The sequence below is a fragment of the Planococcus sp. SSTMD024 genome (genome assembly GCF_041320495.1).
Classification (GTDB): domain Bacteria; phylum Bacillota; class Bacilli; order Bacillales_A; family Planococcaceae; genus Planococcus.
This window is the reverse complement of record NZ_JBGGNS010000022.1, coordinates 613,819-628,759: the sequence shown is the minus strand read 5'-3', so window position 1 is coordinate 628,759 and position 14,941 is coordinate 613,819. Positions and strand designations below refer to the sequence as shown.

Sequence of the window (14,941 nt, the reverse complement as noted above, 5' to 3'; positions counted from 1 at the left end):
ATCCCTCCTTACGCGTTCTCGAGTACTGCTGCTTGGATTGCTTGCTCCAAATCAGCGATTAAATCTTCATGGTTTTCCAATCCTACAGACAAACGGATCAATTCTTCCGTGACACCTGATTTTTTCAGTTCTTCCGTTGTCAGTTGCTGGTGCGTTGTCGATGCCGGATGGATGATCAATGATTTCGCATCGCCGACATTCGCCACGTGCGACCATAGATTGACGCCGTCGATTACTTTGCGGCCGGCTTCCCGCCCGCCTTTAATGCCGAAGTTGACGATCGAACCGTAGCTGTCTTTCAAATATTTATCAGCAAGTGCCTTAGATGGATGCCCTTCAAGGCCAAGGTAATTGACCCACTCGATTTGCGGATGGTCTTTCAAATATTCAGCGACTTTTTGTGCGTTCGTCGCGTGGCGCGGAATCCGGAGATGCAAAGTTTCAAGTCCTTGCAGCAATGCGTGAGCGCTGTCCGCACTGAGCGACGGGCCGAAATCGCGCAACAGCTGAACGCGTAATTTCGTCGCGAATGCGGCTTCCGGCACATCAATTCCGAAGCGGATGCCGTGGTAGGTTTCATCCGGTTCCGTATAATTCGGGAATCGCGGATTGTCCCAGTTGAAACGTCCAGCATCAACTGCTACGCCGCCGATTGTCGTACCGTGCCCGCCGATCCATTTCGTGGCGGAATGTATGACGACGTCTGCACCGAATTCGATTGGGTTGCTGACAAAAGGCGATGCGAATGTATTATCGATCAACAGCGGTACGCCATTTTCATGTGCGATGTCCGCCACACGCTCCACATCGAACACGTTCAAGCTTGGATTTCCGATGATCTCGCCGAACAAGGCTTTCGTTTTGTCTGTGATCGCTGCACGGAAATTCTCAGGATCGGTTGCATCGACGAATTTAACGTTAATGCCATAGCGCGGCAATGTGTTGGCGAATAGATTATAAGTTCCGCCATACAGGTTGCTATCGGCAATAATTTCGTCTCCCGCTTCAGCTATATTCAACACCGAGAATGCAATGGCTGCCATTCCTGACGACAAAGCCACTGCAGCAGTCCCGCCTTCAAGAAGTGCGACGCGCTGTTCGAATACATCGACTGTCGGGTTCATGATGCGCGAATAGATATTGCCTGTCTCTTTCAAGCCGAATAAGTTTTGTGCGTGCTCGGTATCTTTGAATACATAGGAAGTTGTTTTATGGACCGGAACGCCGCGCGCGCCTGTCACTGGATCCGGTTCTTGGCCGCCGTGTAATAGAAGAGTTTCTGGTTTGAAGTTTGTCATTGTCAATTCCTCCTGTTTTCTGATAGTTTGTTCGGTTTGAGGAGGACACAAAAAGGCCCTCTTCAGAAAGAAGAGGGCCGTTATATACGGATTTGCCTCCTCTTATCTTTCAGCGACGCAAATGCGCACTGTAGGATTTAGCACCTTTCCAGACATGAGCCTGTCGGTTGCCGGGCATCGTAGGGCCTATTCCCTCCGCCTCTCGTGATAAGAGTATTCAGTTATTTTTTTGCTTGAGGAAAAGTATAGAGGACAGCGCTGGCTAAAGTCAAGCGTATTTTTCTAAAAATTTTTACTTCTATAACTGTGCGAACTCCCATAAAAAAAATTCATGAAAGCTGTTGACTTTTTCGCTATTTCGAAATAGAGTAGGAATCACGAATTGAATAGCTTACATCACTTTCTTATCCAGAGAAACCGAGGGACAGGCCCTACGACGTTTCGGCAGCAGATTCGCAAATCAGCGAAAACTGTGCTAATTCCTGCAAATGCTTCGGCATTTGGAAGATGAGAATGAGATGGTTTCATATTTTGGAGCCCTCTTTTTTCTTGCGTATAAGAAAAAGGAGGGCTTTTTGTTGTTATTTCAAGAAAGTGTTCGTTCGCACTCATTCGAATCGTTATTTGCAGCCACAGGAGGGACACCATGATTCAATTTGAAGCAGTCAAGAAAACTTATGTATCCGGCAAGCAGCAAGTCCATGCGCTCAATGGCATCGATTTGACCGTCGAGACCGGCGAAATTTACGGCGTCATCGGATTTAGCGGCGCAGGGAAAAGCTCGTTGATCCGCACGGTGAATTTGCTCGAGCGCCCGTCGAAAGGCCGCGTGCTTATCCACGGAGAAGATATTTCCACTTTAAGCGCACGCAAAATCCGCGATACGCGAAAAGACATCGGCATGATCTTCCAGCATTTCAATTTGCTGAACTCGAAAACAGTGCACCATAATATCGCGATGCCGCTGCTTCTGGCCAAGACCCCGAAAACGGAAGTCGACCGGAAAGTCGCAGAACTACTGGAGTTTGTCGGGCTTGCTGACCAAGCTAAGAAATACCCCGACCAACTATCCGGCGGGCAAAAGCAGCGCATCGGCATTGCGCGAGCACTCGCCACAAACCCGTCAATACTGCTTTGCGATGAAGCGACATCAGCACTCGACCCCCAGACGACCCAGTCCATTCTGGATCTGTTGCGCCGCATCAACCAGGAGTACAATATCACCATTTTGCTCATCACCCACGAAATGGGTGTTATCCGGGAGATCTGCGACAAAGTGGCCGTGCTTGAAGAAGGACGCGTCATCGAACAAGGCAGCGTGTTTGAAGTGTTCACCAATCCCCAGCATGCGACGACGAAGCGTTTCGTCCGTTCCGTCATGAACGATGAATTGCCGGACTCGCTGCTTGAGCAGATCCGCCTCAACGATGGCACACGCCCCATCTACCGGGTGCAGTTTACCGGAAATTCAGTCGGCCAGCCGTTCATGTCACGGGTATCGCGTGAATTCCAGCTTGATTTGAACGTGCTGTTCGGCAACATCACAGAACTTCAAGGCATTCCATACGGCAACTTGATTGTAGAGTTCGACGGCGCACCCGCAGAAATCGACCGCGCACTCGCCTCGATCCGAAACGGCAACATCCAAGTAGAGGAGGTGCAGCAACATGCAGGTTGATCAATCACAAATTTTAGAAGCTTTATGGGAGACGCTTTACATGACCGGCGCTTCTTTCGTTTTCTCGCTCTTCATCGGCCTTCCACTTGGCATCTTACTGGTCGTCACGAGAAAAGGCCACCTGCTTGAAAATGAAGCGGTCTTTAACGTATTGAACATCGTCATCAATATATTCCGTTCGGTTCCGTTCATCATCTTGATGGTCGCCATCATTCCATTGACGCGCATCATTGTCGGTACATCGATCGGCACAGCCGCAGCCATCGTCCCATTGGTATTTTACGCAGGGCCCTACATCGCCCGCCTTATTGAAAACTCTTTGCTTGAAGTAGATAAAGGCGTCATCGAAGCTGCCCAGGCGATGGGCGCTTCTCCCGGCCAAATCATTTTCCGCTTCCTTATCCCGGAAGCGCTCAGCTCCCTAGTCCTTGCCTTAACAATCGCCATCGTCGGCTTGATTGGCGCATCCGCCATGGCCGGTGCGATCGGTGGAGGCGGGCTCGGCGACTTGGCCATCACTTACGGCTATCAGCGCTTCGACACAGTGATCATGCTCTTGACTGTCGCCATTCTCGTCGTCCTTGTCCAAGGCGTCCAATCGCTCGGCAACCTCATGTCCAGAAGAGTGCGCCGCAGTTAATCATTCGCATCAATAACCCTGTTCATCAATCAAATCAATTACTTTAAAAACCCATTGGAGGATTTCATCATGAAAAAACTGACAGCACTTTTAGCAACAGCAGGACTAGCTACACTTCTTACCGCATGCGGAGACGACAGCTCGGCCGGAGACACCACGAAAGTGACACTCGGCATCAGCGGGTCGGACACGACGATCTGGGATTATGTCGGCGACAAAGCGGCTGAAGAAGGCATCGAACTTGATATCATCACCTTCTCGGATTATGTCGCGCCGAACCTGGCACTCGCTGAAGGCGAACTCGACTTGAACGCTTTCCAGACCATTTCGTATTTCGATGAATTTGTCGAAGAGCACAATGTCGACATCGTGCCGATCGGTTCTACCGTCATCGCGCCGATGGGCTTGTATTCCGATAAATACGAATCGATTGAAGAACTTCCCGAAGGCGCCCAAATCGCTATGCCAAATGAAGCGACCAATATGGGCCGCGCACTCCTCTTGCTACATGAATCCGGGCTCATCACTTTATCCGACGACGCCGGTTTAACTGGAACAGCAGAAGACATCATCGACAACCCGAAAAACATCGAAGTCGTCCCGATGACTTCCGCCCATACGCCGCGCGCTATGGCTGACGTCGCGGCTTCCATCGTCAATAACGGCATCGCAGTGGATGCCGGCTTGAATCCGACAGAAGATCCGATTGCCCGTGAAAGCGATACGGCCAAACCTTATATCAACTTGATTGCCGCACAAGCTGGCCAGGAGGATAACGAAGCGTATCAGCGCATCGTCGAATTGTATCAGGAAGAAGACACAGCTGAATTTGTTATCGAGCACACTGAAGGCGCCCAAATCCCGACTTTCGTTTCGGTTGAAGAATTAGTCGATTACCAATAAGAAAACAAGCGAATTGAAGTTGCATGCCGTAAAAAAAATGAAATTCCATTCGAGGGGGACGATTACATGACCATCATTAGCGAAGCGCGCGAGACAATTACCGAATCGATCGACAAGAACCGTGCACAATATTTACGCATCAGCCATGCCATCCATGAAAATCCAGAAATCGGCAACGAAGAAGTATTTGCAAGCGGGCTCTTGACCGGATTGCTCGAAGAAGCCGGATTCCAGGTTGAAGACGGTGTCGCTGGCCACCATACCGCTTTTTACGCAGTCCGCGACAGCCAAAAGCCCGGGCCGACCATCGCTTTTCTCGCTGAATATGATGCCCTGCCAGGAATTGGGCATGCATGCGGACACAATATCATCGGCACGACCAGTGTCGCAGCGGCGATTGCACTCAGTAAAACAGTGGAATTGACCGGCGGACGTGTCGTCGTCCTTGGCACCCCAGCGGAAGAAGGCGGGCCGAACGGCAGTGCCAAGGGAAGCTTCGTTAAACACGGTCTGCTCGAAAAAATCGATGCCGCATTGATGCTCCACCCGTCTGGAAACTCAGCGGTTACAGGCCCCTCACTTGCCGTCGACCCATTGAGTTTCCATTTCTACGGCAAGCCAGCCCATGCTGCGGGGTCTCCTGAAAAAGGCATCAATGCACTCGATGCCGTGCTTCAATTGTTCAATGGCATCAACGCCCTTCGCCAACAATTGCCGGATGACGCACGGGTCCATGGCATCATCACGCACGGAGGCGACGCGCCGAATATCATTCCGGAATACGCGTCTGCCCGCTTCTACATTCGCGGCGATTCTTGGAAAAAAACTGCCGAGACGGCGAAAAAAGTACGGGCGATCGCTGAAGGCGCTGCCCTTGCAACAGGCGCCCGTGTCGAAATCGAACGTTTCCAGAATGAAGTGAAAGACCTGGTCGTCACGCCTGAGCTCGATGAAATCCTCAAGGCCGAACTTGAAACATTGGGCGATCAAGTAGCCGACTCGCGCATTTCCGGCCTCGGTTCGACCGATGCCGGCAACATCAGCTATGAAGTGCCGACTGCCCACGGCTATATCAAAATCGGCCCCGAAAGCCTCATTGCCCATACCGAAGAATTCCGTGAAGCCGCCCGCTCGAAAGCAGGCGACGAAGCCTTGATCAAAGGCGCAAAAGCATTGGCCCAAACAGGATACCGTTTGCTCACTGAACACGCTTTATTGGCGCAAGTCAAACAAGCCCACATCCGCTCACTCGCCGCCAAACAGCAAGATTAAAAACCAGCGCCCAGGCGCTGGTTTTTCTATGTATTTCGAATTTCGTGTTAAAATGGAGTCATTACATACATAGGAGGCTCTACCATGATCGAAAACTTGATCGAACGCCTGATTCGCTACGCCAAAATCGACACACAATCCGATTTTGAAAATGACGCAACTCCCTCTACACCTGGGCAATGGGATTTACTCGCTGAATTGGAAAAAGAAATGAAGAGCATCGGCTTAGAGGAAGTTGAAGTGGACGAGCACGGCTATTTATTCGGCACATTGCCGGCGAACACCGAAGAACAGCGCCCCGTTATCGGTTTCCTGGCACATGTCGATACCGCGACCGACTTCACTGGAAAGGGCGTCAACCCACAGCGCATCGAAAATTATGACGGGAAAGACATCCCATTGAACGACAAAGTGACGATGAAAACGGCTGATTTCCCGGCACTGCAAAACTACGTCGGGCATACTTTGATCACGACAGACGGCACGACTTTGCTCGGGGCCGACAATAAAGCGGGAATTGCCGAAATCATGACGGCAATGGAATATTTGATCGAACATCCTGAAATCGAACACGGCAAAATCCGCGTCGGCTTCACGCCGGATGAAGAAATTGGCCGCGGCCCGCATAAATTCGATGTCGCCCGTTTCGGCGCAGATTATGCGTATACAATGGATGGCGGGCCGCTTGGCGAGCTTCAATACGAGAGCTTCAATGCCGCGAGCGCGAAATTGACTGTCCACGGAACAAGCGTCCACCCCGGTTCCGCGAAAGACAAGATGGTCAACGCCATTACGGTCGCGACGCGCTTCCAGGCAGAAATGCCATCAAATGAAGTGCCTGAGAAAACGGAAGGCTACGAAGGCTTTATCCATTTGAACAACTTCAATGGTTCCGTGGAACAAGCAGTGCTTCAGTACATTGTGCGTGATTTCGATAAAGACAAATTCGAAGCGAAAAAGCGCCATATGGAACAAGTGGCTGCTGCATTGCAAAAGGAATTCGGGGAAGAAGCGATCGAACTCGAGCTCGAAGACCAATATTACAATATGCGCGAGAAAATCGAACCGGTGATGGAAATCGTCGACCAAGCCGAACAAGCGATGAAAACATTGGGCCTGTCCCCCGATATCATCCCTGTACGCGGTGGGACGGACGGATCCCAATTATCCTATATGGGCTTGCCGACACCCAATATCTTCACAGGCGGCGAAAACTATCACGGCAAATTCGAGTTCATCTCCGCTGAAAATATGGAAAAAGCGACTCAAGTGATTGTGGAAGTCGCAAAAACCGCAAAATAACTGATTTGCCCTGTTCATTTCCCGGGAAATCTTTTCAGCACAAAAAGCAGCGGCTCAATGCCGCTGCTTTATTTGTTTCATGCAGTTTTTAGGACTCTGTTAATAGCGCGTCGATTTTTTGGTCTTCAGCCAAATACTGGTCGAGCAACTCTTCCAGTTCCTTTTGCTTATCAACACTGGTCAAATCCACACCATACCAAGCTTGCAATCGCTCTCTCGTCAACCGGTACTGTTCCACGCCTGCTCCTGTGTCGAAATCAAATTGGATCCACTCTGCATTGTCGATCAGCGCAAACAAATAAGTCGCATTATGAGCCGCCGTTTCCTTATCGGATGAGGAAGTCTCCGTCCAATCGTAGAAAACGTTGATACCGTATGGCTGTTCTTTAGTCTCGAGTTTTATTCCTGTGAAATTTTCCGCAGCCGGCAGTTGGATAATGGTGTTGACGACGGCACTGTTATTCCCCACTGCGGCCCCTTCGTACTCGAAGAGATCCGGTTCCTCAGCCGCAGGTGAAGGGCTGCATGCGCTGATAAGAAATAGCGGAGCGGAAAACAGAATAGCCGCGGCAAGCATTCTCCCCAATTCAAGCCCTCCTCTCCACCATGTGTATATGCCGCATTCTTCCTCTTAAAATTCGATGCGGTCGATTTTTGCGCCAGTCGATTCGACGCCTTTCATGTATTTGATGCGTTTCTGCACAGCCGTTTCGTTTACTTGTTCATCCGCGTGGTAGGAAGAACGTACCATCGGGCCGGCCTCGCAATGCTTGAAACCTTTCGCCAATGCGATTTCCTTCAATTCCTTGAATTCATCCGGATGGTAATAACGGACAACGTCCAGATGCTTCAACGTCGGCTGTAGATACTGGCCGATCGTCATGATGTCGACTTTGTGTGCCAACAGGTCATCCATCGCTTCGATAATCTCTTCTTTCGTTTCCCCGAGCCCGACCATGATGCTCGACTTGGTCGGCACATGAGGCGCGATTTCCTTGACCCGCAGCAGCAATTCCAGCGAACGGTCGTATGTCGCTCTCGCACGGACACGTTTGGTCAGGCGGCGCACCGTTTCGATATTATGGTTGAAAATATCGGGCTCGCTGCTCATCAACATGTGTAAGCTTTCGTAATCGCCTTTCATATCAGACGGCAAGATTTCGACGGTGGTTTCCGGCATTTTCCGGTGAATCGCACGGACGGTTTCCGCAAAGACTGCAGCCCCGCCGTCTTTCAGATCGTCCCGGGCGACTGCTGTGACGACGACATGCTTCAAGTTCATGATTTCCGTCGACTCCGCTACACGCTCCGGCTCGCCCCAATCCAATTCGTTCGGCAATCCGGTTTTGACGGCACAGAACCGGCACGCTCTTGTGCACGTATCCCCCAGGATCATGAAAGTCGCAGTGCGGCGTTCGCTCCAGCATTCATGGATATTCGGACACTTCGCTTCTTCGCATACCGTGTTCAATTTTTTCTCGCGCATCAATTTCTTCAAGTCATTATACGTTTCGTTCGTGTTCAGTTTCACTTTCAACCATTCGGGTTTACGTTCACGCTGCTTTGTTTTAGTCATCGCATAAGTTCCCCTTTCTCTTCTCGTCTGTGGTTCCATTCTTCGCTTGCATATTTGGCTTCGAGCATGCGCACCTCTTCCAGCAGCTCGGCTGGTGGCTCGAATTTTTCCAAACGAATGCCGAGCCCTGTTTCAAATCCCTCTTTGAATGCCTTTTGCGCTTCATCGAAGCTTGCCGGTTGTTGCATGAGCTCGTTGATCGCTACGGCGCGTGTGCGGAAAGCTTGACGCGCTCTTTCCTTTACCGCTTCACTCGGGTAGACGAACAGTTCAAACAAGCGGTCCTCATTAAGCTCCAACGGAATTGAACCGTGCTGTAAAATGATGCCTTGTTTCCGTGTCTGCGCGCTTCCTGCCGCTTTTCTACCCTCAACAGTCAATTCATGCCAAGACGGTTCTTCAAAACATACCGCCGAAGATTCTTTCGGCCGCTTGGCTTCAGCGGCCAGCTGTGCTTGAATCCCCAAATTGCGGTAGCCTTCAAGCAGGCCGCGGGAAATGACCAAATATGCTTCTTTCACTGATTTCGGCATAAACGGATGGTGCTCTGGAATCACCACACTATAAGTCAATTCCTGTTCATGAAGTACGGCTTTGCCGCCGGTTTGCCTTCTAACCAAGGGAATGCCCATTTGCGCGGCTTTTTCGAGATCGATGCTGCCATTCAATTTCTGAAAAAATCCCACGGAAATCCCAGCCGGCACCCAGCCGTAAAACCTCAGGATAGGCCTCATGCCCGTCTCGCGCTGCCAATTCATCAACGCTTCGTCCATTGCCATATTATAAGCCGGCGTGCAAAATCCCGACTCCATGTACCCCCATGTTTCCTCCAAAAAACTCAACTCCTCTCAGCTTCTGCGCGACTTCCAAATTCCATAAAAAAACACCGCTTTCCCATGGGAAAGCGGTGTATGCAGACAAAGGAAGCATACGTACCACTTCCCTACGCTGGCATGGTCCAGATCAGGTTCAAGGAGTCCAAGCATTCGCTCATCTCAGCCAGTCAATTCCGGCTCCCCCAGTGGTCAGCTATGTATAGTTCTTCTAGAGCTTAACATCCATTTCAAGAAATCACAATATACTAAATAGTATTTTCTTTATCTTTTTATCCAATTTATTCAAAAATATCCAAAAAAAGCTTTCCCTATGCGCTTCTGCGGTTTCGGGAAAGCTTCGCTATTAAATAATGGTCTTGCCATTCTGCGCCAAAGCAAAGTGAATGCTATGTTGAAGCGTCCGGAAGCATTCATAGCCCGAGAGGTCTACGCCCGCTTCGGTAATTGTCATGCTGGTGGACGGCGAAATCCCCGCCAGCACTGTTTTCGTACCGATCAAACCGGCTGCAGAGCCCAACTTTTCGATCAGCATCGCCGCATGCTGGTTGAAGCTTTCGTTCAACCCCGTTAAATCAAGCAGCAAGTAATGCGCTTTGTATTTCGGCAAATTTTCAAGCGTTTTGATCAATAATTCTTCGGCACGCGCTTCATCGTAGCGTCCGAGAAGTGGAACGACCACAATATCTTCCAGCACTGGAATAAGCGGAGAAGAAATGTCCCGGATCATATCATGAAGATCCGCCGTTTTTTCATCCACCAACTGTTCGAGTTCACGGATTTTCTCCGATTCCTTGCGGCGTGCCAGCGTATGAATGTTCTTTTCGATCGTTTCGTCCGATGGGAAATAGCGAATCAAGCATTCATCATGACCTTCAATCTGCGAGTGGATCACTTCATACCAAATGCTGCGGTTCAATAGCGAGCTGAAGATTCCCGCATAATGGGCCGGCAGAAAACTGCCGCCGGTCTGTTTCCCCTGTGCCAGATTGATCTGATATTCCCAACTATTTTTCAGCGTCACTTCCAAGGTGCCGGCTTCCACATCCAAATCGCGGATTGACGCCACTCCCCAGCCAGCTGATGCGTATGTATTGGTAATGAGGTCGGATGCTTTCATCACCGAAATCCCGCCCATTCCATGGAAATAATCTCCGACTACCTGGCCTTGGCGAAACCCAGTCGACTCCAACACGACAGCTGCCGCTTCTTCCCCCGAAATTTCCTCGATGGAATCGAAAAACATTTTCATCGCTGTGGACGTCCAAAACAGCACAGAATTTTGCCCTTCGAACAGGAAGCGCCCTTGCGAAAGGTCCCATTCAAAATCCAAGCCGCCCACGTTTACACTCGTTTGTTGCGTCATTGTACAGCCATCCTCCCTATTTAGTCCTATTGATTAATCATACGCCAGCCCAGTATCTCCAGCAAGTTCAAATGTTTTAAAGCACGCTGATTAAGGAATAGATAGAGAAGAACGCTAAAGGAGAGGTGCTAACGATGGCAGAAAAAGACCGTTTCAATGAAAAAAAACGAAAAACAAGCGACGGAGCTCCAATGGACAATCCTGAGCAAGTGAAGACAGATAAAGAAACCATGACAGAAATGCACGAAGAAGAAATGAACGTAGATTCGATTCCTTTGGAAGACTTGAAGCAGGACATGAAAGACGAAAAGAATCCCCGCGGTACAAAAGACGATTCAGCCAGCGAGGAAAAACATCCCGAATGACCTCTTCTGCGGGCAACACGCCCGCAGTTTTCCTGATAGACGATATTACTGCAAAGGAGAGAGTTGAATGGCACAACAAGAACTGAAACAGCAAGCATTGAAAATCTTGGAAGACAGCATGATCGGGACTTTGGCGACGATCAAAGACAATAAGCCGCATTCCCGTTACATGACCTTCTTCAACGACGAGTTTACTTTGTATACGGCGACAAGCAAGCAGACGCAGAAAGTGGATGAGCTGGAGAAGAACCCGAACGCCCATATCCTGCTCGGCTACGAGGGAGAAGGCGTCGGTGATAGCTTCCTTGAAATCGAAGGGCAAATGTCATTGCGGGATGACCGCGAGATGATCGACAAAGTATGGAATGAACACTTGACCGGCTGGTTTGACGGTCCGGAAGACCCGAACTTGATCATCCTGGCCATTACGCCAACGCGTGTCCGTTTGATGAACCGCAAAGGCAAAGATCCCCAAACAATCGAACTATAAAAAAAAGCCTCCGGCAACGGAGGCTTTTTACAGAGTGTTGAAGAAGTCCATAATCCGCTATGAATGAAAAAGAGAATCACCTTTTCTACATTCAAAAATCAATGTTCTATCTGAGTATTTGGAGAAGCATTCGCTCGACTCCTGTGGGACTAGCGGGTTTGAGAGACCCCGCAGGAACGCAGTGACGAGGAGGCTCGATTCCCGCCCCACGGAAAGCGAGCGATAAGCTTCGGAAAATACGGTTTCCTGAGTTTCTCAACAGCCTGAAAAAAGCCTCCGGCAACGGAGGCTTTTTACAGAGTGTTGAATAAGTCTAAAATCTACTAAACTTTTAAAAAAGTGACTGCGTTTTGACAGTTAAAAATCAAAAATCTAGTTTAGTATTTGGAGAAGCGTTTGCTCGACTCCTGTGGGACTAGCGGGTTTGAGAGACCCCGCAGGTCGCGATAGCGGCTGAGGAGGCTCGATTCCCGCCCCACGGAAAGCGAGCGATAAGCTTCGGAAAATACGGGTTCTTACCTTTCTCGACAGCCTGAAAAAAGCCTCCGGCAACGGAGGCTTTTTTACGTGCGCAATAAATCGCGCAATCCTTCTTTATTAAATAGAAGATCTTGCAGATTGTATTCATCTAAAACCGATAAATAAGCATGCAGCGCTTTTCCGAGAACGCCCCGAAGCCCGCAGATCGGGGAGATCGGGCAAGTGTTGGTCTCTGAACTGAAACACTCCACCAAGTGGAAGTCTTCTTCCATTTGGCGGACGACTGTTCCTACATTTATGTTCTCAGGGCGGTCCGCCAAACGAATGCCGCCTCCCCTGCCCCTGACCGTTTCGATGAATCCCGCTTTGCCGAGTTCGAACGTCACTTTCATCAAATGGTTTTTGGATATATGATAAGCATCGGAAATTTCCTGTATGGTTGTCAGCTTGCCGTCTTCTTTCGTTCCCAAATAGATGAGTACGCGCAATGAATAATCCGTATACATCGTCAACCTCATTGGTTTCACCTTCCCTGCACATTCATTATACGCGCCGCCATAATTTCTGGAAAGGAAACGCATCTGCAGTATTCAGGCTTTTTCAGGTTCATATTCCATGTGTGACTTTTCTGTGAAATGAATTGTGTCTAAATTTTAAAGATGTATTTTAAATATATCTTTTAAATTTCTTTCGGTTTATAGTGGGATTATAGAAAACAAAAGGAGAGATTGACTATGTTATCCGAACAAACAAAAACCATCGTCAAATCCACTGCCCCCGTATTAGCTGAACACGGAAAAACCATCACAACCGTTTTTTACAGCAATATGTTCGAAGCGCATCCGGAACTCTTAAATATTTTTAACCAAGCCAACCAAAAACAAGGCCGCCAACAAACTGCGCTTGCCAATACCGTGTATGCCGCTGCTGTGCACATCGACAATTTGGAAGCAATTCTTCCCGCCGTTGAACAAATCGCCCATAAACACGTGAGCCTCGGTGTCAAAGCAGAACATTATCCGATTGTCGGGGAATACCTTTTGAAAGCAATCAAAGAAGTGCTCGGCGATGCAGCGACAGATGACATCATCAACGCTTGGGCAGAAGCATACGGCGTCATCGCCGATGTTTTCATCAGCATCGAAAACGGCATGTACGAAAAAGCGGAAACCCAGGAGAACGGCTGGAGCTTCTTCAAAGACTTCACCATCGCACGTAAAGTCACAGAAAGTGAAAACATCACTTCCTTCTATTTAAAACCGGCTGATGGCAAGAATGTGCCAAGCTACGAAGCTGGCCAATACATTACGGTCCGCCTGGCCATCCCTGGAGAAGAGTTCCTTTTCAATCGCCAATACAGCTTATCCCAAGCGTCGCGTCCGGATGAATTCCGCATTTCCGTCAAACGCGAAGCCGATAATGACCCGAACGGCCTGGTATCCGTCTATTTGCACGAAAACATGGATGAAGGCGACCGCATCGAAGTGAGTGCACCTGCCGGCGAATTCGTGCTCGATACGAAACGCGATACGCCTGTTGCTTTCGTCAGCGGCGGTGTGGGCATCACCCCGATGATGAGCATGTTCGAAACGGTGGCGACACAAACACCGGAACGCCCAGTTTCATTCCTTCATGCAGCACGCAACGAAACTTTGCATGCTTTCGACAAAGACGTCCAAAAATACGTCGCGACGATGGACAATGCCAAATACAAAACTTTGTATTCCGATGAACCGCAAGGCTATATTACTCGTGAAATCCTCGAAGACATGGTCGATGCAAGCGGTGAAGTCTACGTTTGTGGACCGGTTCCATTCATGGAGAAAATGATCAGCGAATTGCGCGCACTCGGCATGTCCGATGAGCAGATCCACTACGAATTCTTCGGGCCTGCTGTAGCCCTGCAATTCGTGTAAATAGTAAAAACCGCTTCCCAATTCCGGGAAGCGGTTTTTTGTCGCTTGGCAGCCCCATTTCATTCCGGTAGCATGGAGATAAAGGGGGAATCGAGATGCACTTGCCTATCGCTGCCAAACAAGCACTTCAAATGCAATCGGTCATCGTCGACCGTCGTTCTGCCCATCCCTTTTCTTCTAATCCCGAAATATTGATTGAAGAGCTAAAGGATTGGTGCGGGACGGAAAACAACGGGGTCGCAGTTTCTTATTTTTTCCGCCAAATCGCCTTGTTCGTAACAGCCCAATTCACCTTAATCCATCAGCATGGCGGTTATTTTAAAACCCCGCCTGAAAATCTGGGCTTTGGTCATATGCAGAATTACGGCTTGCCGTTGATCTCTTTCCACGTCGAATCCGCTGATTTCATTGAAATATCTGCCGCGCATAGAAGCGAAGCTTTCCGCTATGTATTGATCGGTCAAACTGGCGCGCTGCTCGAGCAGCTGCGCCGCCACGCCAAGATTTCACCGATTACGTGCTGGGAAAACGTGCTCGGTTCACTTGTTTGGTATTACGCAAACCTTCAGCGGCAATATCCACGGATTGCCGCTGAAGATATCGACTGGCTGATGGATGACCGGAATTGGGAACCGCTGCGCAAATCCCCGTGGCGAAATTTCATTGGCACCACGCCGCTTGAACGGGCTGTTTCCGAGCCGATGCGGAAAACCTGCTGCTTGTATAAAGAATTGCCTGTGTTCGGCACTTGCACGTTCTGCCCGCAGCCCAATTAAAAAAGCTCCGGCATCGGGTAGTGCACCCCAAAAGTTAGATTTGAAC

15 protein-coding genes and 3 riboswitches are annotated in these 14,941 nt (G+C 49.5%); of the genes, 9 read left to right on the top strand and 6 right to left on the bottom strand.

Annotated elements, in window-relative coordinates; genetic code table 11:
• Positions 1 to 8: 8 nt before the first annotated feature.
• Positions 9 to 1,298 carry an O-acetylhomoserine aminocarboxypropyltransferase/cysteine synthase family protein gene (locus AB9R92_RS11960; RefSeq protein ID WP_370669663.1) on the bottom strand — a complete coding sequence of 430 codons (1,290 nt, stop codon included), beginning with the start codon at positions 1,296 to 1,298 and terminating at the stop codon, positions 9 to 11.
• Positions 1,299 to 1,397: 99 nt separating this feature from the next.
• A riboswitch (SAM riboswitch) is annotated at positions 1,398 to 1,512 on the bottom strand.
• Positions 1,513 to 1,699: 187 nt separating this feature from the next.
• A riboswitch (SAM riboswitch) is annotated at positions 1,700 to 1,812 on the top strand.
• 132 nt (positions 1,813 to 1,944) lie between these two features.
• Here AB9R92_RS11960 and AB9R92_RS11955 point away from each other — a divergent pair.
• The 5 genes from AB9R92_RS11955 to pepT all read left to right on the top strand — a co-directional run bounded on the left by AB9R92_RS11955 (position 1,945) and on the right by pepT (position 7,093).
• Positions 1,945 to 2,976 (top strand): methionine ABC transporter ATP-binding protein, encoded by a 1,032-nt coding sequence (locus AB9R92_RS11955; RefSeq protein WP_370669662.1) that lies wholly within the window; start codon positions 1,945 to 1,947, stop codon positions 2,974 to 2,976.
• Positions 2,966 to 3,616, top strand: coding sequence for a methionine ABC transporter permease (locus AB9R92_RS11950; RefSeq protein ID WP_370669661.1), 651 nt, complete (start codon positions 2,966 to 2,968; stop codon positions 3,614 to 3,616). The genes AB9R92_RS11955 and AB9R92_RS11950 overlap by 11 nt, the downstream gene beginning before the upstream one ends.
• A 69-nt stretch (positions 3,617 to 3,685) precedes the next feature.
• Positions 3,686 to 4,519, top strand: a complete 834-nt coding sequence (locus tag AB9R92_RS11945) for a MetQ/NlpA family ABC transporter substrate-binding protein (protein WP_370669660.1) — start codon at positions 3,686 to 3,688, stop codon at positions 4,517 to 4,519.
• A gap of 66 nt (positions 4,520 to 4,585) precedes the next feature.
• Positions 4,586 to 5,791, top strand: a complete 1,206-nt coding sequence (locus tag AB9R92_RS11940; protein ID WP_370669659.1) for a M20 family metallopeptidase — start codon at positions 4,586 to 4,588, stop codon at positions 5,789 to 5,791.
• An 84-nt stretch (positions 5,792 to 5,875) separates the two neighbouring features.
• The gene (pepT, locus tag AB9R92_RS11935) at positions 5,876 to 7,093 is read left to right on the top strand and encodes a peptidase T (RefSeq protein ID WP_370669658.1); all 1,218 of its coding nucleotides are present in this window, start codon (positions 5,876 to 5,878) and stop codon (positions 7,091 to 7,093) included.
• An 88-nt stretch (positions 7,094 to 7,181) separates the two neighbouring features.
• On the opposite strand, the gene AB9R92_RS11930 is transcribed toward pepT, so the two are convergent.
• From AB9R92_RS11930 to AB9R92_RS11915, 4 genes are all read right to left on the bottom strand, one after another.
• Entirely contained in the window at positions 7,182 to 7,670 is a 489-nt protein-coding gene (locus tag AB9R92_RS11930; protein WP_370670108.1) for a DUF4825 domain-containing protein, read from the bottom strand.
• Positions 7,671 to 7,724: 54 nt separating this feature from the next.
• Complete coding sequence (gene lipA, locus AB9R92_RS11925) at positions 7,725 to 8,669, bottom strand: lipoyl synthase (RefSeq protein WP_370669657.1); 945 nt, start codon at positions 8,667 to 8,669, stop codon at positions 7,725 to 7,727.
• A complete protein-coding gene (locus AB9R92_RS11920) occupies positions 8,666 to 9,481 on the bottom strand; it encodes a lipoate--protein ligase family protein (RefSeq protein WP_370670107.1) in 816 nt (271 codons plus the stop codon). Before AB9R92_RS11920 ends, lipA begins: the two co-directional genes overlap by 4 nt.
• Positions 9,482 to 9,592: 111 nt before the next feature.
• Positions 9,593 to 9,699, bottom strand: a riboswitch (TPP riboswitch).
• Between the two features lie 149 nt (positions 9,700 to 9,848).
• Positions 9,849 to 10,868: an STAS domain-containing protein gene (locus tag AB9R92_RS11915; RefSeq protein WP_370669656.1), complete on the bottom strand. Its 1,020-nt coding sequence runs from the start codon at positions 10,866 to 10,868 to the stop codon at positions 9,849 to 9,851.
• 134 nt (positions 10,869 to 11,002) lie between these two features.
• On the opposite strand from AB9R92_RS11915, the gene AB9R92_RS11910 reads away from it, so the two are divergent.
• Complete coding sequence (locus AB9R92_RS11910; RefSeq protein WP_370669655.1) at positions 11,003 to 11,233, top strand: hypothetical protein; 231 nt, start codon at positions 11,003 to 11,005, stop codon at positions 11,231 to 11,233.
• A gap of 67 nt (positions 11,234 to 11,300) precedes the next feature.
• Positions 11,301 to 11,723 carry a pyridoxamine 5'-phosphate oxidase family protein gene (locus AB9R92_RS11905; RefSeq protein ID WP_370669654.1) on the top strand — a complete coding sequence of 141 codons (423 nt, stop codon included), beginning with the start codon at positions 11,301 to 11,303 and terminating at the stop codon, positions 11,721 to 11,723.
• 563 nt (positions 11,724 to 12,286) lie between these two features.
• Here AB9R92_RS11905 and AB9R92_RS11900 read toward each other — a convergent pair.
• Positions 12,287 to 12,721 carry an RrF2 family transcriptional regulator gene (locus tag AB9R92_RS11900; protein WP_370669653.1) on the bottom strand — a complete coding sequence of 145 codons (435 nt, stop codon included), beginning with the start codon at positions 12,719 to 12,721 and terminating at the stop codon, positions 12,287 to 12,289.
• Positions 12,722 to 12,937: 216 nt separating this feature from the next.
• Here AB9R92_RS11900 and hmpA point away from each other — a divergent pair, with 216 nt between their 5' ends.
• Positions 12,938 to 14,119: an NO-inducible flavohemoprotein gene (gene hmpA, locus AB9R92_RS11895; RefSeq protein WP_370669652.1), complete on the top strand. Its 1,182-nt coding sequence runs from the start codon at positions 12,938 to 12,940 to the stop codon at positions 14,117 to 14,119.
• A 95-nt stretch (positions 14,120 to 14,214) separates the two neighbouring features.
• Positions 14,215 to 14,895, top strand: coding sequence for a hypothetical protein (locus tag AB9R92_RS11890; protein ID WP_370669651.1), 681 nt, complete (start codon positions 14,215 to 14,217; stop codon positions 14,893 to 14,895).
• The last annotated feature ends 46 nt before the right edge of the window (positions 14,896 to 14,941 follow it).

Bases quoted from the DNA above. Each gene is read 5' to 3' on its own strand.
- AB9R92_RS11945 (WP_370669660.1), top strand. From the start codon at position 3,686: ATGAAAAAACTGACAGCACTTTTAGCAACAGCAGGACTAGCTACACTT.
- AB9R92_RS11930 (WP_370670108.1), bottom strand. From the start codon at position 7,670: ATGCTTGCCGCGGCTATTCTGTTTTCCGCTCCGCTATTTCTTATCAGC.
- lipA (WP_370669657.1), bottom strand. From the start codon at position 8,669: ATGACTAAAACAAAGCAGCGTGAACGTAAACCCGAATGGTTGAAAGTG.
- AB9R92_RS11905 (WP_370669654.1), top strand. From the start codon at position 11,301: ATGGCACAACAAGAACTGAAACAGCAAGCATTGAAAATCTTGGAAGAC.
- AB9R92_RS11960 (WP_370669663.1), bottom strand. From the start codon at position 1,298: ATGACAAACTTCAAACCAGAAACTCTTCTATTACACGGCGGCCAAGAA.
- AB9R92_RS11910 (WP_370669655.1), top strand. From the start codon at position 11,003: ATGGCAGAAAAAGACCGTTTCAATGAAAAAAAACGAAAAACAAGCGAC.
- AB9R92_RS11915 (WP_370669656.1), bottom strand. From the start codon at position 10,868: ATGACGCAACAAACGAGTGTAAACGTGGGCGGCTTGGATTTTGAATGG.
- AB9R92_RS11950 (WP_370669661.1), top strand. From the start codon at position 2,966: ATGCAGGTTGATCAATCACAAATTTTAGAAGCTTTATGGGAGACGCTT.
- AB9R92_RS11890 (WP_370669651.1), top strand. From the start codon at position 14,215: ATGCACTTGCCTATCGCTGCCAAACAAGCACTTCAAATGCAATCGGTC.
- hmpA (WP_370669652.1), top strand. From the start codon at position 12,938: ATGTTATCCGAACAAACAAAAACCATCGTCAAATCCACTGCCCCCGTA.
- AB9R92_RS11955 (WP_370669662.1), top strand. From the start codon at position 1,945: ATGATTCAATTTGAAGCAGTCAAGAAAACTTATGTATCCGGCAAGCAG.
- AB9R92_RS11940 (WP_370669659.1), top strand. From the start codon at position 4,586: ATGACCATCATTAGCGAAGCGCGCGAGACAATTACCGAATCGATCGAC.
- AB9R92_RS11920 (WP_370670107.1), bottom strand. From the start codon at position 9,481: ATGGAGTCGGGATTTTGCACGCCGGCTTATAATATGGCAATGGACGAA.
- pepT (WP_370669658.1), top strand. From the start codon at position 5,876: ATGATCGAAAACTTGATCGAACGCCTGATTCGCTACGCCAAAATCGAC.
- AB9R92_RS11900 (WP_370669653.1), bottom strand. From the start codon at position 12,721: ATGAGGTTGACGATGTATACGGATTATTCATTGCGCGTACTCATCTAT.